The sequence below is a fragment of the Anaerobacillus sp. ABR4_321 genome (assembly GCF_056158505.1).
Genome location: NZ_JBSWTK010000001.1, coordinates 2,963,630 through 2,987,162, shown reverse-complemented (window position 1 = coordinate 2,987,162; position 23,533 = coordinate 2,963,630). Strand labels below are relative to the sequence as shown.

General features: G+C 40.8%; 31 protein-coding genes and 1 pseudogene. 23 read left to right on the top strand and 9 right to left on the bottom strand.

The window, feature by feature from the left end:
* Position 1: 1 nt before the first annotated feature.
* A complete protein-coding gene (locus tag ACXADT_RS15525; protein WP_270181750.1) occupies positions 2-346 on the top strand; it encodes a cytochrome C oxidase subunit IV family protein in 345 nt (114 codons plus the stop codon).
* A 77-nt stretch (positions 347-423) separates the two neighbouring features.
* Here ACXADT_RS15525 and ytvI read toward each other — a convergent pair whose 3' ends face one another.
* Positions 424-1,482 carry a sporulation integral membrane protein YtvI gene (gene ytvI, locus ACXADT_RS15520; protein WP_270181751.1) on the bottom strand — a complete coding sequence of 353 codons (1,059 nt, stop codon included), beginning with the start codon at positions 1,480-1,482 and terminating at the stop codon, positions 424-426.
* Between the two features lie 154 nt (positions 1,483-1,636).
* On the opposite strand from ytvI, the gene ACXADT_RS15515 reads away from it, so the two are divergent.
* Positions 1,637-1,993, top strand: coding sequence for an Asp23/Gls24 family envelope stress response protein (locus ACXADT_RS15515; RefSeq protein ID WP_474831831.1), 357 nt, complete (start codon positions 1,637-1,639; stop codon positions 1,991-1,993).
* A gap of 61 nt (positions 1,994-2,054) precedes the next feature.
* On the opposite strand, the gene safA is transcribed toward ACXADT_RS15515, so the two are convergent.
* The gene (gene safA / locus ACXADT_RS15510) at positions 2,055-2,690 is read right to left on the bottom strand and encodes a SafA/ExsA family spore coat assembly protein (protein ID WP_270181753.1); all 636 of its coding nucleotides are present in this window, start codon (positions 2,688-2,690) and stop codon (positions 2,055-2,057) included.
* A 221-nt stretch (positions 2,691-2,911) separates the two neighbouring features.
* Between safA and ACXADT_RS15505 the strand changes: the two are divergent.
* From ACXADT_RS15505 to ACXADT_RS15495, 3 genes and pseudogenes are all read left to right on the top strand, one after another.
* A pseudogene (locus tag ACXADT_RS15505) lies at positions 2,912-3,253 on the top strand (YugN family protein); the annotation flags it as partial.
* The gene (locus ACXADT_RS15500; RefSeq protein ID WP_474814805.1) at positions 3,236-3,631 is read left to right on the top strand and encodes a CBS domain-containing protein; all 396 of its coding nucleotides are present in this window, start codon (positions 3,236-3,238) and stop codon (positions 3,629-3,631) included. The pseudogene ACXADT_RS15505 and the gene ACXADT_RS15500, both read left to right, overlap by 18 nt.
* A 115-nt stretch (positions 3,632-3,746) precedes the next feature.
* Complete coding sequence (locus tag ACXADT_RS15495; RefSeq protein WP_474831830.1) at positions 3,747-4,811, top strand: CAP domain-containing protein; 1,065 nt, start codon at positions 3,747-3,749, stop codon at positions 4,809-4,811.
* Here the strand turns inward: ACXADT_RS15495 and ACXADT_RS15490 are convergent.
* Entirely contained in the window at positions 4,798-5,298 is a 501-nt protein-coding gene (locus ACXADT_RS15490) for a PaaI family thioesterase (protein ID WP_474831828.1), read from the bottom strand. The two genes, ACXADT_RS15495 and ACXADT_RS15490, sit on opposite strands and share 14 nt — an antisense overlap.
* A gap of 140 nt (positions 5,299-5,438) precedes the next feature.
* On the opposite strand from ACXADT_RS15490, the gene ylbD reads away from it, so the two are divergent.
* The 3 genes from ylbD to ACXADT_RS15475 all read left to right on the top strand — a co-directional run bounded on the left by ylbD (position 5,439) and on the right by ACXADT_RS15475 (position 6,549).
* The gene (gene ylbD, locus ACXADT_RS15485; RefSeq protein ID WP_474812211.1) at positions 5,439-5,840 is read left to right on the top strand and encodes a spore coat protein YlbD; all 402 of its coding nucleotides are present in this window, start codon (positions 5,439-5,441) and stop codon (positions 5,838-5,840) included.
* A gap of 11 nt (positions 5,841-5,851) precedes the next feature.
* On the top strand, positions 5,852-6,085 hold the full coding sequence (locus ACXADT_RS15480; RefSeq protein ID WP_270181757.1) for a YlbE-like family protein: 234 nt from the start codon (positions 5,852-5,854) through the stop codon (positions 6,083-6,085).
* Positions 6,086-6,153: 68 nt separating this feature from the next.
* The gene (locus ACXADT_RS15475; RefSeq protein ID WP_270181758.1) at positions 6,154-6,549 is read left to right on the top strand and encodes a hypothetical protein; all 396 of its coding nucleotides are present in this window, start codon (positions 6,154-6,156) and stop codon (positions 6,547-6,549) included.
* A 24-nt stretch (positions 6,550-6,573) separates the two neighbouring features.
* Here the strand turns inward: ACXADT_RS15475 and ACXADT_RS15470 are convergent, their stop codons facing one another.
* Positions 6,574-7,377 carry an ATP-grasp domain-containing protein gene (locus ACXADT_RS15470; protein ID WP_474831827.1) on the bottom strand — a complete coding sequence of 268 codons (804 nt, stop codon included), beginning with the start codon at positions 7,375-7,377 and terminating at the stop codon, positions 6,574-6,576.
* A 164-nt stretch (positions 7,378-7,541) separates the two neighbouring features.
* On the opposite strand from ACXADT_RS15470, the gene ACXADT_RS15465 reads away from it, so the two are divergent.
* On the top strand, positions 7,542-7,985 hold the full coding sequence (locus tag ACXADT_RS15465) for a YlbF/YmcA family competence regulator (RefSeq protein WP_474812207.1): 444 nt from the start codon (positions 7,542-7,544) through the stop codon (positions 7,983-7,985).
* A 22-nt stretch (positions 7,986-8,007) separates the two neighbouring features.
* Here the strand turns inward: ACXADT_RS15465 and ACXADT_RS15460 are convergent, their stop codons facing one another.
* The gene (locus ACXADT_RS15460) at positions 8,008-8,328 is read right to left on the bottom strand and encodes a hypothetical protein (RefSeq protein WP_270181761.1); all 321 of its coding nucleotides are present in this window, start codon (positions 8,326-8,328) and stop codon (positions 8,008-8,010) included.
* Positions 8,329-8,451: 123 nt separating this feature from the next.
* On the opposite strand from ACXADT_RS15460, the gene ACXADT_RS15455 reads away from it, so the two are divergent.
* Together ACXADT_RS15455 and ACXADT_RS15450 are read left to right on the top strand one after the other, a co-directional pair.
* Positions 8,452-8,727, top strand: coding sequence for a YlbG family protein (locus ACXADT_RS15455; protein WP_224881816.1), 276 nt, complete (start codon positions 8,452-8,454; stop codon positions 8,725-8,727).
* 102 nt (positions 8,728-8,829) lie between these two features.
* On the top strand, positions 8,830-10,059 hold the full coding sequence (locus ACXADT_RS15450; protein WP_474812203.1) for an MFS transporter: 1,230 nt from the start codon (positions 8,830-8,832) through the stop codon (positions 10,057-10,059).
* A 480-nt stretch (positions 10,060-10,539) separates the two neighbouring features.
* Here the strand turns inward: ACXADT_RS15450 and ACXADT_RS15445 are convergent, their stop codons facing one another.
* Complete coding sequence (locus ACXADT_RS15445; RefSeq protein WP_270181763.1) at positions 10,540-10,926, bottom strand: DUF7147 family protein; 387 nt, start codon at positions 10,924-10,926, stop codon at positions 10,540-10,542.
* A gap of 111 nt (positions 10,927-11,037) precedes the next feature.
* Here ACXADT_RS15445 and ACXADT_RS15440 point away from each other — a divergent pair, with 111 nt between their 5' ends.
* From ACXADT_RS15440 to coaD, 3 genes are all read left to right on the top strand, one after another.
* Positions 11,038-11,358, top strand: coding sequence for a hypothetical protein (locus tag ACXADT_RS15440; RefSeq protein WP_270181764.1), 321 nt, complete (start codon positions 11,038-11,040; stop codon positions 11,356-11,358).
* Between the two features lie 246 nt (positions 11,359-11,604).
* Entirely contained in the window at positions 11,605-12,192 is a 588-nt protein-coding gene (gene rsmD, locus ACXADT_RS15435) for a 16S rRNA (guanine(966)-N(2))-methyltransferase RsmD (RefSeq protein WP_474812201.1), read from the top strand.
* 2 nt (positions 12,193-12,194) lie between these two features.
* Positions 12,195-12,689 carry a pantetheine-phosphate adenylyltransferase gene (coaD, locus tag ACXADT_RS15430; protein ID WP_270181766.1) on the top strand — a complete coding sequence of 165 codons (495 nt, stop codon included), beginning with the start codon at positions 12,195-12,197 and terminating at the stop codon, positions 12,687-12,689.
* Positions 12,690-12,717: 28 nt separating this feature from the next.
* On the opposite strand, the gene ylbJ is transcribed toward coaD, so the two are convergent.
* Positions 12,718-13,935, bottom strand: a complete 1,218-nt coding sequence (gene ylbJ, locus ACXADT_RS15425) for a sporulation integral membrane protein YlbJ (RefSeq protein WP_474831825.1) — start codon at positions 13,933-13,935, stop codon at positions 12,718-12,720.
* A 142-nt stretch (positions 13,936-14,077) separates the two neighbouring features.
* On the opposite strand from ylbJ, the gene ACXADT_RS15420 reads away from it, so the two are divergent.
* Entirely contained in the window at positions 14,078-14,866 is a 789-nt protein-coding gene (locus ACXADT_RS15420; protein ID WP_270182056.1) for a patatin-like phospholipase family protein, read from the top strand.
* The gene (locus tag ACXADT_RS15415; RefSeq protein WP_270181768.1) at positions 14,863-15,891 is read left to right on the top strand and encodes a SepM family pheromone-processing serine protease; all 1,029 of its coding nucleotides are present in this window, start codon (positions 14,863-14,865) and stop codon (positions 15,889-15,891) included. The genes ACXADT_RS15420 and ACXADT_RS15415 overlap by 4 nt, the downstream gene beginning before the upstream one ends.
* A 75-nt stretch (positions 15,892-15,966) precedes the next feature.
* On the opposite strand, the gene ACXADT_RS15410 is transcribed toward ACXADT_RS15415, so the two are convergent.
* A complete protein-coding gene (locus ACXADT_RS15410) occupies positions 15,967-17,181 on the bottom strand; it encodes a nucleotidyltransferase (protein ID WP_474831823.1) in 1,215 nt (404 codons plus the stop codon).
* A gap of 186 nt (positions 17,182-17,367) precedes the next feature.
* Between ACXADT_RS15410 and ACXADT_RS15405 the strand changes: the two genes are divergently transcribed.
* The 4 genes from ACXADT_RS15405 to ACXADT_RS15390 all read left to right on the top strand — a co-directional run bounded on the left by ACXADT_RS15405 (position 17,368) and on the right by ACXADT_RS15390 (position 19,638).
* Entirely contained in the window at positions 17,368-17,901 is a 534-nt protein-coding gene (locus ACXADT_RS15405) for a YceD family protein (RefSeq protein ID WP_270181770.1), read from the top strand.
* Between the two features lie 49 nt (positions 17,902-17,950).
* A complete protein-coding gene (gene rpmF / locus ACXADT_RS15400) occupies positions 17,951-18,124 on the top strand; it encodes a 50S ribosomal protein L32 (RefSeq protein ID WP_048309912.1) in 174 nt (57 codons plus the stop codon).
* Positions 18,125-18,202: 78 nt separating this feature from the next.
* Complete coding sequence (locus tag ACXADT_RS15395) at positions 18,203-18,961, top strand: enoyl-CoA hydratase/isomerase family protein (RefSeq protein ID WP_474831821.1); 759 nt, start codon at positions 18,203-18,205, stop codon at positions 18,959-18,961.
* 101 nt (positions 18,962-19,062) lie between these two features.
* Positions 19,063-19,638, top strand: coding sequence for an RsfA family transcriptional regulator (locus tag ACXADT_RS15390; RefSeq protein WP_474812191.1), 576 nt, complete (start codon positions 19,063-19,065; stop codon positions 19,636-19,638).
* A 30-nt stretch (positions 19,639-19,668) separates the two neighbouring features.
* Here the strand turns inward: ACXADT_RS15390 and ACXADT_RS15385 are convergent, their stop codons facing one another.
* Positions 19,669-20,145, bottom strand: a complete 477-nt coding sequence (locus ACXADT_RS15385; protein ID WP_270182057.1) for an N-acetyltransferase — start codon at positions 20,143-20,145, stop codon at positions 19,669-19,671.
* Positions 20,146-20,364: 219 nt separating this feature from the next.
* Here ACXADT_RS15385 and ACXADT_RS15380 point away from each other — a divergent pair, with 219 nt between their 5' ends.
* From ACXADT_RS15380 to ACXADT_RS15370, 3 genes are read left to right on the top strand one after another with little or no spacing between them, the layout of a single operon-like run.
* On the top strand, positions 20,365-21,705 hold the full coding sequence (locus ACXADT_RS15380) for an acetyl-CoA carboxylase biotin carboxylase subunit (RefSeq protein WP_474812188.1): 1,341 nt from the start codon (positions 20,365-20,367) through the stop codon (positions 21,703-21,705).
* A 23-nt stretch (positions 21,706-21,728) separates the two neighbouring features.
* A complete protein-coding gene (locus ACXADT_RS15375; RefSeq protein ID WP_474812186.1) occupies positions 21,729-21,941 on the top strand; it encodes a biotin/lipoyl-binding carrier protein in 213 nt (70 codons plus the stop codon).
* Positions 21,942-21,991: 50 nt separating this feature from the next.
* On the top strand, positions 21,992-23,524 hold the full coding sequence (locus ACXADT_RS15370) for an acyl-CoA carboxylase subunit beta (RefSeq protein ID WP_474831820.1): 1,533 nt from the start codon (positions 21,992-21,994) through the stop codon (positions 23,522-23,524).
* Positions 23,525-23,533 lie beyond the last annotated feature (9 nt).

The window sequence follows — 23,533 nt, the reverse complement described above, 5'->3', positions numbered from 1 at the left end:
AATGAGTACTCATGAGAGCACTGAACACGTTTCAGAACACGATCAGAGTCACCTTGATATTCACCATAAGATTGCACATGAAAAGGAATTTAAACAGCAAATCGTCTCTTTCATCATGATGATTTTCATCACGATGCTTGCATTTGTTGCAGTTGCAAGTGATGCGATTTCAGATTCATTTACGGTTATCTTTATCATGATCCTTGCAGGAATCCAATTGGTATTCCAGCTTTATATGTTCATGCACTTAAGCCACAAAGGGCACCAATACCCAGCATGGGGAATATTCTTTGGAGTATTCGTTGCAGGTACGTGTGTTGTAGCGCTTATGGGAATGATCTGGTAAATGTAATACTAAGAAGCTGCTCATTTAATGAGCAGCTTCTTTTTATACAAAAAAAGAAACGCGAACGAAGCGCGTTTCTATAATTTAAAATTGATTTTTATCAAGCCAGCTTCTCTTGCTGAATTAAATGCGATGAGAATGATCGGCCCGATTATAAAGCCCATGATTCCTAAAAGTTTAAGCCCGATATACATCGAAATTAAAGTGGATAATGGAGACAAGCCGATGTGTTGTCCCATTACTTTAGGTTCCACTGTACGTCTTATTACGAGGAGAACGATGGCGAGAATAGCTAATTGACTACCCATCGTAATATCGCCTGATATAAAGTAGTACAGTGCCCAAGGACCAAGAATAACGATCGATCCGATTATTGGAATGAAATCGATCACCCAAATGATGAATGCCATCAACAGAGCTACCTTTGGCGCGATCATCAATAGACCGATTAAACTGACGACAAAAATGATTATACTTACTAAAAATTGAGCTTTGAAAAAGCCAAAGATGACATATGACAAACGACCCGTCATAAATTGAACCTTTTCAGCTGTCTGCTCGGAAAGGTATGAATAAGCTTGTTTTTTTAATTTAGGTAGTTCCATTAAGAATAAAAATAGCGCGATAAGATAAACAAGAATACTGACTAGGTAATTAGGGATGCCAGTTACAAACACTGTAATGATTTTAAGGTAATCGATACTACTAATTTTCACTTTTAAATTTTCAAGAAATTGTTCGATTTGAAAAGTGAATTCCTGAACAAATTCAGGCGGAAAATTCTTAGATACGCTATACATATTTGCTTCTACGCTCTCCCACATTTGAGTAATGTTTTGTATGTACATGGGAGAATTTTCAACAATATCAATGCCTTCAGTAACGACTTTGGTCACTAAAAAGTAACTGATTAGTGAAATCATTATTACGAAGAGAGTAAATACGATCGTAACAGGGAGGGCCCTTTTTAATTTGGTTCGTTTCTTAAGTAAACGAACGGCTGGATCTAAAGCAAGTGCTGTAATGAATGCTAGTATTAAGGGAATCGATACTGGCAAGATCCAGAATGTAATCAATGCAAGGATTACGATAAATAATACGATTAATAAGAAGCGTTTTGAGAGGAACTTTGGCAATCTTGTTCTCCTTTCTAGACCTACCATCTTCTTTTATTATAGTACGGAAGGGGATCGTTTACCAGTAAGAGAGATGAATTTTCATAGAGCATAATTTGTTTTATCACCCACATATAATTAAGAAGAGACTTACGAAAAGGGGGAAGTTTTCATCATGAAGAAACCTGGAGTATACGGAACCCTGTCTATTTCTGAAACGGTTATCGATGTTATCATCGGTGTAGTTGTAGCTGAGACAGATGGTGTTGAGCAAATTCAGTCTAATGTAAAGCGAACCTTGAGGCGAATCGTAGGAAAGCGTAAGTCGTATACAGACGAGACGACGGATGAAAATGAGGGACTTTCGCTAAGTGTTGAAATAGGGATAAAGTTTGGTGAGTGCATACCTCTAGTTTGTTTTTCGCTTCAAGAAAGGATTAAACAAGAAGTAGAACAGATGACAGGTTTTCAAGTCAATGACATCAACATCGTCGTGTCATCATTGATTATGGAAGATGATAAAGAAATATAAAAAAGCCCCTCACAAATACTGAGCATTGATGCTAGTATCTGATGAGGGGGTTTTGTTTTATTTATTTCGAGATAAACATTTGTGTCCAATAGTGACCGTAAGATCCGCCGGACACATAACCTACTCCGATGTGAGTATAACCCTTGTTCAAAATGTTTTTACGGTGGCCTTCACTATTCATCCAGGCAGTTACAACTTCTTGTGGTGTGGATTGACCAGCAGCGATATTTTCACCGGCACTACGATAAGAAACACCGAAATTTTTCAACATTTGAAAAGGTGATCCATAAGTCGGAGATGTATGAGAAAAATAATTCTTGTCTCTCATATCCGCAGACTTATACCTCGCTACACGTGCAACTTCCCAGTCCCACTTAAGTGGAGCTAATCCGTATTTGGAGCGCTCCTGGTTCGTTAAATCCATGACCTGTTGTCCTACGTCCTTTGATTCATTGATCGAAGGGTTACCTGTAGGGATGTTTACTCTGTCTCCAGGGTAAATCAAATCCGGGTTTTCAAATTGAGGATTCGCGCTGATGATTTCACTTAGTCCGATTCGATAACGTACAGAAATCTTCCAAAGCGTATCTCCGGATTTTACGGTGTATGTAGTTTGACCAAAGGCTGTATCCGGGGTGAAGATTCCAGCAGTTAAGAAGAGTGCGAGGAACATCGCAACTGATAAATATCTCTTCATCGTTTCATCTCCTTTCAATAGGTAGTGTGACCAGAAAGGTGAAAAATACCACGATTTTCTATCAAATTTTTGAAAAAAGTATTAAATGTTTAAATAGTGTGGAGAGACTAATAAAGAATCTGGTATAATGCTTAGAGCTAAGTAAACGTTGCAACCACGCAGTCCGTTATACTATTATTAAGTGTGGAAGGGTTGCGAACTATTAAAGGAGGCAAACATTAATGAAATTCGATAAGACAGGACTTGAGTCCACAATTGTTCAATTTTCTATATTGGACCACATCATGCATGAAAACGATTTAGTACTAGCAGGACAGTGGGATTATGAGCGAGTTACATATGATTATAAATTTGAAGATATGACAAATGGTGATGTTTACTATCTAAGAGTACCTGGCGTTGCGATCGAGGGCGAAGTAGAGTCTGCACATGCTGTCATTAAGCTTGGTAAGCCTTATCTTGGAAAGCATTACTATCCACATGGTGTTGAGTACGACGAAGAGTTCCCTAAAAACATTTTGAACACGTGCTATAAGAAGCTTGATATGCTTCGAGATGAGCTTGGAGCTGCTTTACAGAAAAGCATGGTCTCAGTTGCAGAGGTTGCAAAAAACGTTACACCTTGTAAGAAAGAAGATAGCACGAGTAACGCAGCTAAAATTATGAAAGACGAGCACGTTACGATGGTACCTGTCGTCGATGAGAGCAGTCGTTTAGTTGGAATCGTGACTGATCGTGCGATCGCAGTGAGTGGAGAGCCTGGATCTAAGGTTGAAGATGTGATGGAGAATCCTCCGATGACACTATCTCCTAATATGAAGCCGGAAGAAGCAGCTAGAATTATGAACGAACATCGTCTAACTGAACTTCCAATCGTAGAAGAAGAAAAGTTTGTCGGACTAGTATCATACTTTAATCTGAAAGAACATATAAACGCATAACATTAGAAGAGCCTATATGGCTCTTCTTTTCTATTTCAGACGACCACAAATCAATAAGATTGCGGAAGAGGTACCGTTTGAGGCATAATGATTACAATAAATTGGAGGCGGTACGATGATAAAAAATGGTGTTCGCATCGTATTATTGATCGTTTTAGTTGTGGTCACGATTGATGCTTACAATAAGATTGAATGGGATCGTGTTCTTCCAAAAGTTGATCAATTTATTACCGAAGAAAAATTTGTTTTAGAAGAAACAGTGCCTGATAAACCTGTAAACGAAGAGCCAATCGAGCTTAAAGGGGTCGAAACGTGGATGGGTGAAGGTGTTTCCTCCCTTAAACAAGAGCTTGGAGAGCCGGATCGAATCGACCCTAGCTCTTATGGATATGATTGGTGGATTTATGAACAATCGAATGCAGCTTACCTTCAAGTAGGTATACAAGAAGAGAAGGTCGTAACGGTCTTTTTTATGGGAGATATTCAAGCAGGAGAACATTATCCAATCGGTGAGCAAAAAGAGACGGTATTTACAGACCGTTCTCCAACAGAGGAAGTTTCAATGAACGTAAAGGGAAGCGTCTATCGCTTTCAATTAACGAGTGAAGAACAATCATTAAAACCCCTAATAAAAATCAACGATGAGCTGTACGCTCAATATTATTTTGATAAGTTTAATGGAAAACTTGTAGCTGTAAGACTCGCGAACCCACAAGTGTTAGCTGTTCATAGGCCGTACGCTGTATCTTATAGAGGGCAGCTGTTAGAAGCTGCTGATCTATCAGAAGAACAGTGGGTACAAGTACAGGATGCGAGAGAAAAGCAAGTGTATGCCATGACCAACGTCATTCGTCATCAGTTCGAGGTAGCATCACTCGCATACAATGATGATGTTTCGACAGTCGCATTAGGTCATAGTAAGGACATGCATGACAACGGTTATTTTTCTCACACATCACCTTCGAATGGTGAATTATCAGATCGACTCAAAAAGGGAGACGTTCTCTATAGCTATGCAGGAGAAAATATCGCTGCTCGCTATCCTGACGCAGGTGCAGCGATGATCGGATGGTTAAATAGTAAGGGGCACAGAGAAGCCCTGTTAAATAAAGAGTTCACAGAAATAGGTGTCGGCGTATTCAGGGAGTACTATACCCAAAACTTCATCAAGCCTTTTTAGAGACGATGATGAAAGTACCTGTGGCCACCGCAACGATCTTTTGGTCGCCTTTATAAACATTCGCCTTCACTACCCACCTCGTATCACTCTTGAAAATAGCATGTGCTTGGCATCTGAGTTCATTTCCTGTTCCACTAGACAGGAAATGAATTTTCATCTCTGATGTAACTGCTGCTTGTTCTGGTGGCAGAGATTGATGCACTAAAGACCCCATAGCAATATCCATAAGAGAAGCCGTTATTCCTCCATGTGTAATGTTGAGCGGATTATGAACGAGTTTTCGGTTAGGAATGATGCTTTCATATGTATCCTCATCGATCAATCGACTGCTGATTCCCATAAAAGCAGCCAAATATGTTTTGTATCGACCTTCATGTTTTCGTTGAACATCTTCTAATAAAGAGATCAAAGCTTCTTTTGATTCTTTATCAGAATGCTGAATCATCGCATTTATTTGTGATTGAAGTTGTTGATCTAATTTGTCCATTCGGCATCCCTTCCTATTTTGATATGAAGTACTTATTTATCTTATCAATAATAGAGCAACTGACCAATAAAATAGGCGCACATTTATGAAAAGTCTAATTATGATGTAGTAAGGTCGTGTAAGAAAGGGAGGGGACGAATATGCCTGAAGCAAAAAAGCTGCCAAACCCAAAAGTTCAGGAATTTAAATCGTTCGTCAAAGCGCATCCTCACGTCATTAAAAAGGTTAAAAGTGGTGAGAAAACATTACAGGATCTTTTTGAGGAATGGGCATTGTTCGGTGAAGACGACGAGATGTGGCTAGATACAGAAAGCGATGAAAAAAACGAGTCAGAAGAAAAGGCTACATCAAAAACTGAAGGTACGATTGGAAATGTTCTCAACATGATCAAAGGGCTGAAATTTGATGAGGTACAGAGGAATATCGAGCAATTTAGCGGTGCTGTCTATTCGATACAGGAAGTCCTTTCTCAATTTCAATCAAAGCCTAAGCCACCGCCGTACATTCATCACCAATCTCCGTTTCCATTCCGCCATGATTAGGAGGAGCGTACATGCGTGAAGAAGTGCAAGCATATCTGTCGACAAGACCCGATCTGCTTTTTTTCATCCGCAATCAGCCAGTTTGGTATCGCAGACTTAGTAGAGAACCGTATGCGTTAAAAGAATGTGAGGTTGCTTCAAAACAATTTTTTGGTCAAACGTTTCCACAAAAAGTAGATCGGTTTCAAAACCAATTAAATATGGTTAACACGATGTTAGCCTTAATGACCCAGCAAAATCAGTAGGGTCGTTTTTTTTATTATCATGAAAAGCCTAAACTTGGGCACACTCTAAACAAAGGAGTGTGTTTCGATTGAATTTTGTTGTGCACTATGGGAAACATGGACTTTTTATAGTACTAATGGTACTTTGCTGTATACCAGTCGTTGGTTTCGGTCAGTCGTATCAACAACCTTCTCAAAACCACCAAGAGTCGGAAACGGTTGTGGTGCATCATAAAGTGAAAGGTTCAAATGTATTTGTAGAATGCTTGATCCCTAATTTTACGTTTGATGATCGGAAAGAGACTAGTGAGCATAAAGGTTATATTGACGTGTATTTGAACGGAAAGAAATATCAAACGGAACATAAAGCAGCATTTATCGTACAGGGCTTACCAGAAGGGAAACACATGCTGAGATTAGACATCATGAGACCTGATGGAGGGCGTTACTTGTCTTTGAAAGAACTGAAAGTAACAATAAAATAAGCCTCGTAAAGAGGCTTATGATTGTTAAGATATTTGTTTGAACGGGTTTGTTGGTGGGACAACCGGATTGAATTGACTCTTCACATAATCATAAATAATGTTCTCTACTCGAATCCCCTGCTGGTTGAGTGCATGGTTTCCAAATAAACAGTTGAATTCTAAGAAATAAAACTTACCATTCGCCTGAACTAAGTCGAATCCAGCATGATTGATTCCTAGCGCTTTAGCTGTTTTCTCTACAAGTTCGATCGCTTCAGATGGTATGCTATGGAAAGAAAGTTTTCCTCCTTGAGCAACATTATTATGAAATGAATTATCCCCTATCCGCCAATAAGCGGATATGACTGAATCTCCTACATAAACCACTCTTAAGTCTTTTTGGATCGGTAAATATTCCTGAACATATAATACTTCATTTTTTTCACAGTAAGTGAGAAAGTCTTTTTCATTTTGTATTAAAAATACACCTTTCCCCATCGAGCTACGAGCTTCTTTCGCAACGAATGGAAAAGGAAACGTATCTAATATGAGTTGTATCGATTCCTTAGAACGACCTCTGATTTCTGTATATGGTGTAAGGTCTTGTGAGAGTGACCAAAAAGCTCTAGTCATTTCTATTTTATCAAAGCCTAGTTGGATGGATTGGATGGAAGGGAAAATATTCTTTTGTAATCCATAGACGAGAGAGTTGACTTGCCAGTTTTCAGGAAAAAGCAAAACATCTGAAGCCCTGATGTCTTGAATTCTTTTAAACATATGATCTGGTTTAATATAAGAAACTCCTGGGATCCCTAACGTGCGGAAAGGGTTAAATGTAAGAAGGTTCACTTGTTCTTTATCTTCCTTTCTAAGATGAAAAAACATAAATCTAGAAAATTATAGATTTTAATACAGGTTAAGTCAATACCTAATTTTAGGAAACTTTGAAGGGATTTGTATGACAACACTGGTCATGAGCTTCACATAGGTGGTAGAATGAAAGCGGAGGTGTAATGATGATTGCTACTCTCGATAGTGTAATGATTTTAGACAAGGCAGAAGACCTTGGTTTATCGATAAAAGATTCAGAAGTTGCTCATGAGTATAATGAAGCTCGTAGAGCACTTCAAAAAGATAGAGAGGCACAGCGCTTGATCAAGCATTTTTCTGAGATGAAGGATCTTTACGACGAAGTTCAGCGTTTCGGTAGATATCATCCAGATTATATGACGATTACTGTGAAGGTTAGAGAAGCAAAGCGGGACATGGATCTTCATGATACGGTTGCTGAGTTTAAGAAAGCAGAAACAAACCTTGAGAACTTACTCGTCGAAGTGTGTACGCTACTAGCTGGTGAGGTGTCTCCTTCCATTAAAGTACCATCAGGGAATCCTTTCTTCGATAATCAATCATGTGGCGGCGGCTGCGGTTCAGGCGGTAGCTGCGGTTGCGGCTGACCAGAGCATTTGCTCTGGTTTTTCAATTTCTAAATCGAATACAGTCAGGGCACAAGTTCCCACAGCAAAACATCTTTTCTTGAGGAACGAGAAAGCGAACCCGATAGACGAGTAAGGTGTCATCACTACGTACGAACGAATATTCCATCTGAAGTCGTTTACCACGCATAACCTTTGCAGCTAATAGTTTGATCGATTCTTCAATCGTACCTTTGCTCACAGAATGGTTTGTTGTAATATAAAGGAAAGGTATGCCTGTGATGGTTGCTTTATAAACGTACGTGATACTTTCTTCATTCGATAAGAGATCTAAAAATGAATTCCATGTTTCATTAAGGTTCACATGATCGCATCCTTTCTATAGTGATAGAGTATCCAACCTAGCATCAAAATGTCCAATCTTGCGGATGGAACTCATCCATGCTAGATTTATAACAAGAATTTATAAGCAAAGGGGAAGCACGTTATGTTTGTAGAACGAGTTGGCTTAGCAGTGTATATTCAATCGCTAAAGCACGCGAAGCAGTTAAGAAGGTTTGGAAATGTTCACTACGTTTCTTCAAAACAGAAGTATGTCGTGCTATACATAAACTACGATCAGCTCGAAAGCACGAAGGAGCGGTTGCAATCTCTTCACTTCGTCAAGCGTGTTGAACCTTCTAAACGACCTGAAGTACGCACCGAATATCAAAATGCAAAGCCTGATAAGGCAAAACAATACGATTATAAAATGGGTCTGTAGAAAGTCATCCTATGGGTGACTTTTTTATTTTGACAAAATGCAGATGTATTGATTGTTTCGGGTGTCGAAGTTTATAATGGTCAAGTCAAAGGATGTGTAACCATGAATAACTGGAAACGAAACGTTTGGATATTGTTCATTTGTCAATTCCTAGTCCTTGGCGCTATGACGATGATTATGCCTTTTCTTCCTCTTTATCTCCAAGAACTTGGAGTTGAAGGTGAGAAGCAAATTAGCATATGGTCAGGTGTCATCTTCGGTGCTAACTTTTTAACTGCTTTTTTATTTTCCCCATTCTGGGGACGTGTGGCAGATCGACACGGACGAAAGCTTATGGTGCTTCGTTCAGGATTCGGTATGGCTGTCGTCATTATATTGACCGGGTTTGCCACAGGTCCCTTTGAATTGCTTGGATTACGATTACTAAATGGAGTTGTTTCAGGATTTATTCCTGCATCGATCGCGTTAGTCGCTACGAACACACCAAAACAACACGTTGGTTATGCTCTTGGTACACTTAATTCAGGTGCAGTTGCAGGTGCAATATGCGGCCCGCTTTTTGGTGGACTTATGGCAGAAGCGTTTGGGTTCAGAATGATCTTTAACTTAACAGGAATATGTATCTTATTTGCCGCTGTAGTTGTATTGTTCCTTGTTAAGGAAGAGACCAAACCAGATCCTGAAGCGAAAGTTGAAAGAAGTAATGCGATAAAAGATTTTAAGAGAGTTACGATTCACTCTCCGATGCTCTCATTATTCATCGTAGGGTTTCTCGTGCAATTTGCTCTACTCGGCATGAATCCGTTGATTCCATTGTTTGTTCAAAAGCTCGCTTCAGGTGAGAACGTTGCTTTGTTTGCTGGAATCGCAACATCTGTCATGGGTATCGCAAACATGGTAGCTTCTCCAAAGCTTGGAAAGATGGGAGATAAGAAAGGATCGCAATATGTACTTTATTATTCGCTCATCGGAGCAGCGATCTTCTCGATTCCACAGGCATTCGTGCAAGAACTATGGCAATTGATCGCGTTGAGATTCCTTTTAGGTCTTTGCATTGGAGGGCTATTGCCATCGGTCAACTCTCTTGTAAAACGGTTATCACCTGCTGGGATGGAGAGCCGAACGTACAGCTTTTCAAATAGTGCCATTTATCTTGGTAACCTTCTTGGTCCGATTACAGGTGGGTGGATCGTTGCTGGTTTTGGTACGAGAGGACTCTTTATATTTGCTGGGATCATATTATTAATAAGCGTGGTCTATGTGAAGCGTAGAGTACTACCGATCTTAAACCGAAAGCAAACCGTCTATCAAACGAATGAAGTTCCTTCATAAAAAGCAGAAACCTTTTATGGTTTCTGCTAAATTTGTTGAAAAACTATAAAATTTAGCTCCCTATAACGTAGGAGTTTGAATACCTCTTGCTTTCCTGTGGACGAACGCCTGGGTTAGGACAAAAACCGTCGGAGCCTCGATCGACCGTTTGACGACGGGAGGCAAGTGGTATTCACTCCTACTAGAGTACATAGAAACCAAGTGAAACTTTCCGACCTATTATCCTAACAAATCTTTATTGTCGTCATTTGTTTTAATTGAAAATTCTCAAGATAACGCGGATTGGAGCGGAAGGATGCTCGACTCCTGCGGGATCAGCGGGACAGGTGAGATCCCACAGGAGCGTAAGCGACGAGGAAGCTCACCGCCCGCCCCGCGGAAAGCGAGCATCCTGGAGCGGAAATCACTACTATTCCGTCACAGATAGCTCCTAAGACAACATCAACACCTAGAGCAGAAATCTTTTCAGGTTTCTGCTTTTTACTGCATAGGTGGAATCAGATTGTTCATGCGAAGAATTCCGATAATGTGATTATAGTAGATCTCCACTTCGTTAAACTCATCCGATGGCTTGACCTCAAGAGGGACGATCGGGAGTGAGAGTTCTTCGCTAAGTTCTTCAAACATCTTAAGGCGTTGAACAGAGGGCTCTTTGGCAGGTATGCCTTCACGACATATATAAAGAGGCTGTAGATTTCCTTCTCCTGCAGACTTTAATACGACGACGGGAGAGACGACCTTTCGCTCATGTTTCGTTGTATGTAGTAACAAAAGACGGTGAACTCTGTGGGAATTTGTTCTTGCAAGTTCAACTAACTCATAAATATCAGAATAACCTTCTCCAAGTTCTATGAAACGTTGTATCATGTTTGTTGCTCCTTTCCTTGTCTTAGAAATCCTCTCATAATGTAGCATGAAATTTAAATGATGGAAAGGATGAAGCGTTTCCATTAAAATGAGAAGAAAGGAGGTTTTTCCATGGGATCGATTCTGCTCTTTGCGACTGTAATAGGGATACTGCTCTATTTGTACTGGAAAGGTAGAAACGCTAAAGAAGAAACCATCGATAAAAACCTCATCCAAGGAATCATCATTGCTGATATTTTAGCAGCTCTGGTCATTCATGGTGTGATAACGAGTGCAGAAGCTGACTTTTTATCTAACTCGTCGTTATCAGAAGTAGAAGAGTATGTGATTCAAAATACGAATTTAACAAAAGATGAGTTTGGTGAATGGATTCATCACGATTGGGATGGGATCCAAGCGATCGATTTACCGCTAGATTTAGATCCGGGGTGACACAAAAATACCCGCAGGAAATCATTCCTGCGGGTGCCTTAAACCTAATGGTTAAGGCAAATGGGAGAGGAGAAACCGGAGGAAGAACTTATGGGGAAACGTAAGTCTTCTCCGCGGTTGACAGCATCATTAAACTGGTAAGATGCTGCTATAGTTAGTATCGCCATCCACTATGCGTTTATACATTAATTTTAGCTTTCACTTTTTTTATGGTAGGATAGGTAGGAATATGGAAACGATAAGGTTGTGAACGAGATGAGAATTATAGCAGGAACATGTAAAGGTAGGCACATAAAGCCCGTTCCAGGCATGAATACTAGACCTACAACTGATAAAGTAAGAGAAGCCATCTACAATATGGTGGGTCCTTTTTTTGAAGGTGGACTTGCGCTCGATCTATATGGTGGAAGTGGGGCTTTAGGAATTGAAGCCTTGAGCCGAGGAGTAGAAAAATGCATCTTCGTTGATCGTGACAGTAAAGCGATCGAAACGATCAAGTGGAACCTTGATCAAACAGGATTTACAGAATCAGCTGAAGTGTTTCGTAACGATTCAAAAAGAGCTTTGAAAGCACTCTTGAAGAGAGAAGTAACGTTCTCCCTCGTATTGCTAGATCCTCCATATCATAAGGAGAAGATCGTGGAAGACCTTGATAAGTTATCGTCTTATGGGCTACTTGAAGAGAATGCGACGATTGTTGTTGAGCATCTTAAAGAAGTAGATCTTCCTGAAGAACTTGCAGATTTAACGCTTACTAGAAAAGAAACATACAGTGGAAAAACAACCATTTCAATCTATACATATAACCAGTCGGATGTTGAGAGGGAGGAATAGTCATGGGTAAGATCGCAGTATGTCCAGGTAGTTTTGACCCCGTTACGTTTGGACACCTTGATATCATCAAGAGAGGTGCAAGAGTTTTTGACAATATCAAAGTCGTCGTTCTTAACAATCAAAGTAAATCAACTTTGTTTTCTGTAGAAGAGCGGGTAGAATTGATTAAGGAAGTAACAAAAGATATCGAGAATGTAACAGTTGATTCGTATCAAGGCTTATTGATCGATTATGCAAAACAAGTTGGTGCTTCTACAATCCTTCGTGGTCTGCGTGCCGTATCAGATTTTGAATATGAAATGAAGATCGCTTCAATCAATCGAAAGCTAGAAGACGAGATCGAAACATTCTTTATGATGACGAACAATCAATATTCCTTCTTGAGTTCGAGCATCGTAAAAGAGATAGCAAAATACCATGCACCTGTCTCCGATCTTGTACCTGAGATCGTTCAGGATGCGTTAAGAGAAAAATATGCAGGATCCCCGTTAGAATAACGGGGCTTTTTTCTACTGAAGGAGTATATTACTGTATTTGAATTCTCATACGGCGAATGGATAAGATGACAAAGGTAATGAGAGCAAACAATGTGAGCCATGAACCCGTTCGTTCGAAAAAAACGTATAGTATATCGATGATTGAGCTTGAGTTTTCTGTGTGAAAAACCGGCAATGTTTTAGTGCCTTCTGATAACCAGTCTATGTAGATTGGCTTCCAGAGTAAAAGGGTCAGCCCCATCGCAAATACGCCGTGCAGTAACCTAGCAAAGAAAAACGGTTTGAAGCGAATGTCAGTATCTGCAAGAATACTAGCGACCTGGGCTTGAACAGAGAAGCCATTGAAGGCAAGAACAAAACTCGCGATCATCGTTTGCTGCATTAAGTGAGCATTACTTTCGCTAATCAACCTACTGCCAAGCGTTATCTCAAATAAGCCTGATAAAAGCGGAGTAGCAAGGGCTGGAGATATGTGTAGCGTTATCAGAATAACGTTCACAATGCTTGCAACCAATGAAGTAAACCCGATGACGCTTAGCAGTTCATTGATCACAGAAAATAATATGATGAACCCACCTACCATCAATAATGTTTTGATCGATGAATGAACGGCGTCTCCCATCATTTTTCCAAATGGTCTGTCGTCGTATAAGCGTGTTTCATGTAACGCTTTAAATGCTCTCGGGAGCCTTCCTAAAGGGGAACGTTCATAGCTTTTCGTGAATCGATCCTCTGATCTATGGAAACGCATGACGAGTCCGACAAGGATATTTCCGATGTAATGTGCAGCTGCTAGTAGAATTCCAAGCGATGGATTATGGAAGAAACCAACAGCTACAGCTGCAAAGATAAACAATGGGTTCGAACAATTCGTAAACGAAACGAGTCTTTCTCCTTCGATCGCTGTAATGTCATTATTGTGTCTAAGGTGGGCTGTATATTTCGCTCCGGCCGGAAATCCTGAAGCAATCCCCATTGCCCACACAAAAGCACCTGAACCTGGGACGCGAAAGAGAGGACGCATCAATGGCTCTAATAATACGCCGATAAACCGTACGACTCCGATCCCTATCAGTAGTTCAGATATGATGAAAAAGGGTAATAATGAAGGAAAGACAATGTTCCACCACATGGAAAGACCACTTTTCGAAGCGTTGAGCGTATGTTCCGGCAGGAGGATGATCGAAAGTGCAATGATGGTCATCGAAGAAGCGAGAACTATTGTTTTAAGCACTTGTGCGTTCACTAAAGCATCCCCCCAGTACTGGCCATCGAGACAGTATTGTATGTATGAATGTGTAAGAAAACATGTCCGCTAGTTAAAATATACGTATTTGTGGAACAATTAGACCATATGATTAAGCAGGTATAGACGGGAGGATCTCATGATGGACCGTCCTAAGGTTGGGTTAGCTCTAGGCTCAGGAGGAGCAAGAGGCTTTGCACATTTAGGTGTTATTAAAGTACTTGTTGAACAAGGTGTTCCAATTGACTATATCGCAGGAAGCAGTATGGGATCACTCGTTGGGGCTATCTATGGATCTGGCCATAAGGTAGAGACGATGGTGAAGATGGCATCCCTTTTCAAACGCAAATACTATCTCGATTTTACCGTGCCAAAAATGGGGTTTATTACAGGGAACAAAGTGAAGAATTTAATTCGAACACTTACGCATGGTAAACAGCTTGAAGATTTAGACCCTCCTCTCGCTGTCGTAACAACGGACTTAATTAAAGGGGAGAAGGTTGTCTATCGGACTGGATCAATTGCTGATGCCGTTCGTGCAAGTATCGCGATCCCAGGAATTTTCACACCTGAAAAAATTGGAGATCGATTGCTTGTTGATGGTGGTGTCATTGACCGTGTTCCTGTTTCAGTGGCAAGAGAGATGGGAGCAGATCTCGTTATTGCAGTAGACGTTTCCGATGTGAAAAAGGAATCGGACGTCACCTCGATCTTTGATGTGATCATGCAGAGCATCGACATCATGCAAAACGAAATGGTACGACTTCACGAGATCAACGCGGATGTGATGATTAAACCACGACTTGAATCGTTTCATTCACGGTCGTTCACGAATTTACAGGACATCATAAAAATTGGAGAGGAAGAAGCTTTTCGCCACCTCGATGCTTATCATGCCGCGGTGGAAGAGTGGAAGGAGAAAAATAAATGAACCGGACTACCAAGAGATTTAGCATCGTATGGGCTGTGATCATCATTTTGGTCGCAGCGTTTACGTTTATTGATTTGCCGTACTATGTCACTACACCTGGGGAAGCTAGAGAGCTCGATGATGTGATCAAAGTGGACGGAGGCTCTGCTGATGAAGGGGAGTTTATGCTCACGACTGTACGGGTTGGAGAAGCCAATATCATTCAGTACATCTGGGCACAGTTCAACCAGTATCATGAATTGATCTCTGAAGATATGATTAAGCGTGAAGGCGAGTCAGATGAGGAATATCATGAACGTCAGCTTGAAGTGATGGCTGGTTCTCAAACGAACGCAACGATCGTAGCGTATCAAGCAGCGGATCGTTCAATCACGATCAACAATCAAGGTGTTCTCGTAACAGGTGTTGTTGAAGGGATGCCGGCTGATGGAAAGCTAGAGCCTGGAGACCTCATTACAGGTGTAGATGGTGAGAAGATAGAAAAGACGAAACAACTTTTAGATATGCTTTCGGAATACAGCGAATCTGATACCGTCGTCATCACATTCAAACGTGATGAAGAAGAGCGTGATGTCGAAGTAGGGTTTGATACATTTCCTGAACGATTTAATACCGAGGATGGAAAAGTGGGGATAGGAATCACAGGCCCCGTCACAGCGAAAACGATTAAAACGGACCCAACGATCGACATTAACACAGATCAAATTGGAGGTCCATCTGCTGGACTGATGTTCTCGCTTGAAATCTATAACCAACTTACAGAAACAGATTGGACAAAAGGACATAAAATCGCTGGAACAGGGACGATTACAGAAGATGGAGAAGTAGGCCCGATCGGGGGCATAAAGCAAAAGGTGGTTGCGGCTGATGGTTCAGGAGCCGATATATTCTTCGCACCTGTGGCACATTCAAATTATGAAGATGCGTTAGAAGCAGCAGAGGATATTAAAACAAAGATGAAGATCGTACCTGTTGAAACATTTAAGGATGCTTCTGATTATTTAAAACAATTAGAAAAGAAGTAATTTTTAAATTGTATAAAAACCTGTCGAGAAAAGGAAATTCTCGACAGGTTTTTTTGCTTCTTATGTGAGCGTGATCTAGATCATTATAGGTGATGAGGTAAATTCTTTTTTTAGGAACGCTTCTTGATCACTTCCATCGAAACCTAGCGCGTACACTTCGCTCACCTTTTTTTCAATATCTAAAAAAGGATGATCGAATTGGTTGATGTTTGCAACTAACGGAATTGTTAGTGATGACTTCACTTTATTTAAATACATGCGACCAGCACTAGACATCCCGAGCAACCTAAGGTAGGGTGCATCTGTGTGCAGAGCAGGCTTCATGTCGTCCTTAACGGTATTCGTTAAAATATGTAGTGCAAATCGCTGTAGTCGAGTCCACGTGTAGCGTTTTGTTTTAACGGCTTCCATGAACGCCATAAAATCTGCAGATGCCTTCGCTGCAGAAACAAGGCGGTTCTCAAGGCCTTCCTCAGCTTCGTAAATCATCTTAAGTTCTTTCTGTGAGCTCGTTAAGAGTTTGTATCGAAGAAATGGATAAAGTCGGTGCCAGCCATGATACTTGTTATGCGATCGATAGAACCGATCCAGTTCATGGTATGTAGGTTCAGGGACAAAAGTTTTAACATTTTGGGGTCCGAGATCTTCAGATAGTAGCTCTTTTCGTATAGCAGTAGCACTCGCGATCTTTTTATCTGTAAACGACTCTTCATGGTAACCTGCTTTTGTTCGTAAGATGGTCTGAGCTTGAATATGCGACTTTTGCTCGTCGATCGCTTTCACGTATTGATAGCCAAGGATATTATTTGGTAATGATAAGTCTAGAACTGTCTCATGGTCTTTTAATGATTGAAAGGCAAGAGAAGCTGCTTTTGGGTAGCTATTTCCTTCGCTCATGAACAGCTGTATTTTTTCATTGTAGTCTTTGTCGTTTTCTTTTATGAAGGACATCGTTTTCTCAAAGTCTTGAATAAGCCCAGCTTCGCTTCCAAAGCATAGTTCATCTACTCCGATAGCGGTTAACAGAGAAACGGCACCTTTTGCGAAAACTTCCGCTTTTTGGGTAGAGTATACATAGGGGAGTTCGATCACAAGATCGATTCCGTTCTCTAGTGCCATCTTCGTTCTACTCCATTTATCAACTAGTGCAGGTTCACCTCTTTGAAGAAACGATCCACTCATCACTGCTATGACGATGTCGGCACCCGTTGTTTTCTTCGTTTCTTCCAAATGGTAGAGGTGGCCATTATGGAAGGGATTGTACTCAACGATAACGCCAGCTGTTTTCATCATAAAGCTCCTTTCATCTATTAGTGGAAAGGCGGTCCATATGTAAGAGTTGAACTCAAGGTTTTTTCTCTGGTATGATAAACATTATACCAGATTTGGATTCTCACAAAGTGGTGTAAAGAAAAAATATTGACATTTGCTTATTTTGTAGCTATAATACTTTTGTTGCCTTGAGGTGATAGACAGATGAAATGGTCAGTAGATCAGTTGAAGTCCTTCAAACAGAAAGGACTTACAATTGACGAGTTAGTTAATGTAGAGGAACTTAAGAATGAAGAAACACAGATTCGAGAAATTACGCCCGTGCACGTTACCGGCGAGACTTCGTTTCACGGTAATAAAGTTACCTTTCATCTTACCCTAAAAGGCAAGATGGTACTACCATGTGCGAATACGCTCGAAGATGTTGATTTCCCTTTCGTACTTCATCCATTAGAAACGTTCGTGCTCGAACCGAACACATCTGGGATGGATTACGAAGAAGATGATGAAGAAATTCATCAAGTTTCGGGAAATACGGTTGACTTAGTTCCGTATATTAAGGAAAATATACTTTTGGAGATTCCTATTCGTGTTGTAAAACATAGTTCGGAATCCGATGAAATGCAAAACAAATCCGGCAAAGGATGGGAAGTTGTAACACACGAGGAAACGGAAGAGAAGATCGATCCTCGTTTGGCCGGTTTAGCTGATCTCTTTAATGAAAAGAACGATAAATAGACCGGACAACTTTCAAGAGATTATTTAACTTTTTAAGGAGGTGGAAACGATGGCAGTACCAGCTAGAAGAACTTCTAAAACACGTAAAAACAAGCGTCGTACTCATTATAAACTTGAAGTACCAGGAATGGTGAAATGCCCTAACTGTGGCGAATTCAAACTTTCTCACCGTGTATGTAAAGAGTGTGGAAATTACAAAGGTGAAAACGTTGTGAGCAAGTAAGCTTACAACACGTTTGAAACAGAGAGAGAAATCTCTCTGTTTTTTTTTATACCTTATTTTAGAAGTAGGGGTGACACTTTGAGTCTATTAGTTGAAAAAGTTAACCGTGCAGCCGTTCTAACGATCAATCGACCGAATCAACGAAATGCAATCAATTATCAAGTCATGGACGAGTTAAGAGATGCGATTCGTGATGCTGAATCGGACCAATCGGTTTCATATATTGTCATTACAGGCACAGGAGATCGAGCATTTTGTGGTGGAGGAGATGTCGCTTCATTTGTCTCCCTTCGTACGAAAGAAGATGCGTACCCAATGCTGCGAAAGATGGGGGACGTTCTTGACGAGTTGTTTTTCTGTAAGAAGCCAACTGTTGCACTATTGAATGGTCATGCAGTAGGCGGAGGGTGTGAACTAGCGGTTGCGTGTGATTATCGCATTGCTCGTAGCGGTGTCACGATTGGGTTTATACAAGGATCGATCGGAATAACGACTGGCTGGGGTGGATCCGTATATGCGATGGAAAGATTGAATTCAACTGTCGCTATGGAAATGTTGATGAGTGGAAAACGTTACTCACCTGAAGAAGCCAAGGAGCTAGGTTTTCTAACTTACATAATGAAAGAAGAGAATTGGAAAGTGGAAGCTCAAGGAGTGATTGAAAATCTCTTACCTCATTCCTCGCAAATATTGGAAACGTATAAACAGCATTGGTTAAACTCATTGGATCGAAAGTCTATCACAAGCCGGATCGAAAAGGAAATTCTTGCATGCGCCACTCTATGGGAGTCTGAAGAACATCACCTCGCAGTAGAAAAATTTCTAAATAAAAGATAGCGCTTTCTAAGAAATCTGAAAAATTATAGCTTCTAAAATTCTACTACTTCTATCAGACGCATAAGATGACTGTAAAAAGTTTATTTTAGGGGGGATTGCGTTTGGTACCCATTCGTCAGGATGCTTGGTCTAAGGATGAAGATGTATTACTAGCTGAAGTCGTCTTAAGGCATATCCGAGAAGCGAGTACACAGCTTGCTGCGTTTGAGGAAGTAGGGAAGAAACTATCAAGGACGCCTGCAGCTTGTGGTTTCAGGTGGAATTCGCTTATTCGGAAACAATATGAATCGGCTATCGTTCTTGCCAAAAAGCACCGTAAGGAACAGAAAAGAAGTGGTCTTTACAACGAGCCAAAAAAAGAATCAGAAGGAAATCATGATCAAGATAGCATTGCTATGATTGATGAAGCGATTAGAATCCTTGTCCAAACAAAGTCTTGCATTACTAGTGTGAGCGGGTTAGAAGAATCTTATAAAGAGATATTAATGGAAAATGAACAGCTAAAACAACAGCTCTTACAAATCGAAAAAGAATATGTCATGGTTCAAGAGGACTATCAATCTTTATTGGAGATTATGGAGCGAGCAAGGAAAATGGTTGTTTTTAAAGATGAGGATCAGGGAAACATACGGTTTCAAATGGATTCTAATGGCAATCTAGAGAAAGTAAAGAAATAGGAACAGCCCACGATGGGCTGTTCCTATTTTTTATACATCCTGCTCTGTAACACCTTCAGGATACCAAACATACGGGTTCTCTCCGCGGTCACGTTCTGGATTGTACGTAACGGCTTCAAAGCCCATCTTCTCCCAAAACTGACTAGAACCTTGTCTTGCGTTTGTTTTTACTGGTAGGTTAAATGTTTTTGCGAAATTTACGAGTGTTGATCCATAATCCCGATCATGGTATTGAGGGAGTACCTCTAGCTTCCAGAGCTCCAAGTAATCTTGAGGTGGATCGAAGTATCTGTCATACTTCGCATCGATTCGATATAAGCTCATTCTAGCAACTAGCTTGTCGCCAAAATAGATGCCGTAGAACGGTGATTCACTATCATTTTCGATGATGTTGTCTTGTAAGTCTTCCATCATCGATAGTTCTTGGATTCCATACTCTTTAAATTTCTTGAACTCTTCTAGAGTTTTGTAATTGATCACAAGTGGTCTTACTGTTAAATCTACCATCATGGTGCCCCCTCCGTCGTAGTTACAAATTCCTCTCTTTTTCTAAAAGAAAAGGTTCTTTCCTCAATTATAACCGAAAACACGAAACTTTTCTTCATTTCGAAAAACAAAATATAAAAGGAATTATTTGAATATTTGTTGAAACGTGACGGTGAATTAATGATATGATTAATGTAAGGGTTTTCAACCTGTATATTGTGCTGGGAAGGGAGAGGTATTGTGAAAAAGATACTAATAGCAAATCGCGGTGAAATTGCAGATCGCATTATTCGAACATGCAGCAGGCTAGGAATCGAAACGGTCGCTGTGTACTCTAGTGCTGATAAGGATATGCCATATGTAAGAAATGCGACACATGCGCATGAAATAGGAGATCCTCCAGCTGCAAAGTCATATTTAAATCAAGATGAAATTATTCGAGTTGCTGAAGAAGAGAAAGTAGATGCCATTCACCCAGGGTATGGATTTTTATCCGAAAATGCCTCATTCGCAAGAAGAATAGAGGAAAAAGGAATCACGTTCATTGGACCATCAGCTGACGTTGTGGAAGCGATGGGTGACAAGATCACGGCAAGGAAAACGATGATCGATGCAGGTGTACCAGTTGTACCTGGGAGCACGGAAATCGAAGACGCAGAAAAGGCAATCGCTTATGCGAATGAAGTAGGCTATCCCGTCATGCTTAAGGCTGCCGCTGGCGGCGGTGGAATCGGGATGCAGCGGTGTGAGAATGACGGTGACTTAGAAAAAGCATTCTCCTCGAGTCAGAATCGTGCCAAGGCTTATTTCGGCAACGGTGCGATGTTTGTAGAGAAGTTTATCGATGAAGCACGTCACATCGAAGTCCAAATCGTTGGTGATCACCACGGAAACATCGTACATCTTTATGAAAGAGATTGCTCGATTCAAAGAAGGAACCAAAAAGTTGTTGAGGAAACGCCTTCTCCATTTATATCACCTGAAACGCGTAATAAGATCGGAGAAGCGGCGGTCAATGCGGCTAAACAAGTTAACTATACGAATGCGGGTACAGTCGAGTTTGTCATGGACGGAGAAGAGAACTTCTATTTCCTTGAGATGAATACGAGATTACAAGTTGAACATCCGATAACGGAAGAAACAAACGGCGTCGATCTTGTTGAATGGCAGCTATTGATCGCTGAAGGTAGAGCTTTACCTCTAGCACAAGAAGAGATTTCTCCAAGCGGTCATAGTATCGAGTTCCGTTTATATGCTGAAGATCCGAACACGTTCATGCCTTCACCAGGTAAGATCGAGTCGCTCGAATTTCCGGAAGTAGATGGAATCAGAATTGACGGTGGCTACGAAAGTGGATCGACGGTATCACCTTTTTATGATCCGATGATCGCAAAGATCATTGCGAGCGGCGAGAATCGTAAGGAAGCTTTGGAGATTGCTAGAACATTTTTTAGCAAATTCCAACTTAAAGGGATTAAGCATAATGGACCTTTGTTTGAGAATCTACTGCAAGAATCTGATTTTCAGAATGGTCACTACACAACAGCATACTTATCTAAAAAACTAGCTCACAAAAAATAACTAACAAAAGGGGTATGACAACAATGAACGAAATTAAATCATCAATGGCAGGTACAGTTTTAAACGTAATGGTATCTGAGGGAGACTCTGTTACGTCTGGACAAGAACTTGTAATGTTGGAGTCCATGAAGATGGAGATTCCTGTTGAAGGTTCTGAAGATGGAACTGTGGCAGAAGTAAAAGTAACGATCGGTGATTTTGTAAACGAAGGCGATGTACTCGTTACAATTAAGTAGGTCAAATTGCTGAACGAGCGCTCAATCTAATGAAATGAAGGAGGTTCATCATGAATCATCTTGAAGAGTTTCTAGAAAATAAATCTAAAGAAATAGAATCTGGTGGTGCAGAGAAGTACCACCAGAAACTGAAAGAAACGAACAAAATGTTCGTACGTGACAGGTTGAATTTACTGTTCGATAATGGTGAGTACACGGAAGACGGTAAATTTGCAAACAATCTTGCGAGCGACCTTCCTGCAGACGGCGTTGTTACCGCGATCGGGAAAGTAAACGGTGAAAAAGTATGTGTGATGGCGAACGACTCTACCGTTAAAGCAGGGTCCTGGGGAGCGAGAACAGTAGAGAAGATCATTCGCATTCAAGAAACAGCGATGAATCTCAAAGTGCCGATCTTGTATCTTGTTGATTCAGCCGGTGCAAGAATTACTGATCAGCTAGAAATGTTTCCTAACCGAAGAGGAGCAGGAAGAATCTTTCACAATCAAGTAAAGATGTCTGGCATGGTTCCGCAAATCTGCTTGTTGTTTGGACCGTCAGCTGCTGGTGGGGCTTACATACCTGCTTTTTGTGACATCGTGGTGATGGTAGATAAAAATGCGTCTATGTACCTTGGCTCACCACGTATGGCTGAAAAGGTAATCGGTGAAAAAGTATCGCTCGAAGAAATGGGTGGTGCGAAAATGCACTGCAGCAAGAGCGGATGTGGAGATGTTCTCGCAGATAATGAAGAGCATGCGATCCAACTTGGTCGTCAGTACTTAAGCTACTTTCCGGGCAACTTTCATAAAAGAACGCCTGAACTAGAAGGGAAGCTGCCTTCATTAGAAAAATCGATTACAGATATTGTTCCAGAAAACCAAAATGCACCTTTTAATATGTATGATTTAATCGATGCACTAGTAGATGGAGATAGTTTTTTCGAAATGAAGAAATTGTTCGCACCTGAATTGATCACTGGTTTCGCTCGAATCGATGGAAAAGTTGTTGGTCTCATCGCGAATCAGCCAAAAGTAAAGGGTGGGGTTTTATTCGTAGATTCAGCTGATAAAGGCGCTAAGTTTATTCAGCTCTGCGATGCGTACCACATTCCGCTCGTTTTCCTTGCAGATGTACCAGGATTTATGATCGGTACAAAAGTAGAGAGTGCTGGTATCATAAGGCATGGTGCAAAACTAATCGCCGCAATGAGTTCTGCAACGGTACCGAAAATTTCTGTTGTGGTTCGAAAAGCATACGGAGCAGGACTTTATGCGATGGCAGGACCTGCTTTCGAGCCGGACTGCTGTATCGCATTGCCGACTGCTCAAATTGCAGTGATGGGACCTGAAGCAGCTGTGAACGCGGTTTATGCTAATAAAATAAATGCGATTGAAGATCCAAAAGAACGTATCGAATATGTGAAAGAAAAGCATCAGGAATATAAGGAACACATTGATATTTACCGACTTGCGTCTGAATTGATCGTTGACGATATCGTTCCTGGTAATGAACTAAGAGAAGTGCTCGTCGATCGATTATCTTACTACGAGTCAAAAGAGATGAGTGCGCCTGATAAGAAACACCCTGTTTATCCAGTGTAATAGAAGAAA

Coding starts and splice junctions, on each gene's coding strand:
- ACXADT_RS15525 (WP_270181750.1), top strand. CDS start 2: ATGAGTACTCATGAGAGCACTGAACACGTTTCAGAACACGATCAGAGT.
- ACXADT_RS15515 (WP_474831831.1), top strand. CDS start 1,637: ATGAAGAAACCTGGAGTATACGGAACCCTGTCTATTTCTGAAACGGTT.
- safA (WP_270181753.1), bottom strand. CDS start 2,690: ATGAAGAGATATTTATCAGTTGCGATGTTCCTCGCACTCTTCTTAACT.
- ACXADT_RS15500 (WP_474814805.1), top strand. CDS start 3,236: ATGCTTCGAGATGAGCTTGGAGCTGCTTTACAGAAAAGCATGGTCTCA.
- ACXADT_RS15495 (WP_474831830.1), top strand. CDS start 3,747: ATGATAAAAAATGGTGTTCGCATCGTATTATTGATCGTTTTAGTTGTG.
- ACXADT_RS15490 (WP_474831828.1), bottom strand. CDS start 5,298: ATGGACAAATTAGATCAACAACTTCAATCACAAATAAATGCGATGATT.
- ylbD (WP_474812211.1), top strand. CDS start 5,439: ATGCCTGAAGCAAAAAAGCTGCCAAACCCAAAAGTTCAGGAATTTAAA.
- ACXADT_RS15480 (WP_270181757.1), top strand. CDS start 5,852: ATGCGTGAAGAAGTGCAAGCATATCTGTCGACAAGACCCGATCTGCTT.
- ACXADT_RS15465 (WP_474812207.1), top strand. CDS start 7,542: ATGATGATTGCTACTCTCGATAGTGTAATGATTTTAGACAAGGCAGAA.
- ACXADT_RS15455 (WP_224881816.1), top strand. CDS start 8,452: ATGTTTGTAGAACGAGTTGGCTTAGCAGTGTATATTCAATCGCTAAAG.
- ACXADT_RS15450 (WP_474812203.1), top strand. CDS start 8,830: ATGAATAACTGGAAACGAAACGTTTGGATATTGTTCATTTGTCAATTC.
- ACXADT_RS15445 (WP_270181763.1), bottom strand. CDS start 10,926: ATGATACAACGTTTCATAGAACTTGGAGAAGGTTATTCTGATATTTAT.
- ACXADT_RS15440 (WP_270181764.1), top strand. CDS start 11,038: ATGGGATCGATTCTGCTCTTTGCGACTGTAATAGGGATACTGCTCTAT.
- coaD (WP_270181766.1), top strand. CDS start 12,195: ATGGGTAAGATCGCAGTATGTCCAGGTAGTTTTGACCCCGTTACGTTT.
- ACXADT_RS15420 (WP_270182056.1), top strand. CDS start 14,078: ATGGACCGTCCTAAGGTTGGGTTAGCTCTAGGCTCAGGAGGAGCAAGA.
- ACXADT_RS15415 (WP_270181768.1), top strand. CDS start 14,863: ATGAACCGGACTACCAAGAGATTTAGCATCGTATGGGCTGTGATCATC.
- ACXADT_RS15410 (WP_474831823.1), bottom strand. CDS start 17,181: ATGAAAACAGCTGGCGTTATCGTTGAGTACAATCCCTTCCATAATGGC.
- ACXADT_RS15405 (WP_270181770.1), top strand. CDS start 17,368: ATGAAATGGTCAGTAGATCAGTTGAAGTCCTTCAAACAGAAAGGACTT.
- rpmF (WP_048309912.1), top strand. CDS start 17,951: ATGGCAGTACCAGCTAGAAGAACTTCTAAAACACGTAAAAACAAGCGT.
- ACXADT_RS15385 (WP_270182057.1), bottom strand. CDS start 20,145: ATGGTAGATTTAACAGTAAGACCACTTGTGATCAATTACAAAACTCTA.
- ACXADT_RS15375 (WP_474812186.1), top strand. CDS start 21,729: ATGAACGAAATTAAATCATCAATGGCAGGTACAGTTTTAAACGTAATG.
- ACXADT_RS15370 (WP_474831820.1), top strand. CDS start 21,992: ATGAATCATCTTGAAGAGTTTCTAGAAAATAAATCTAAAGAAATAGAA.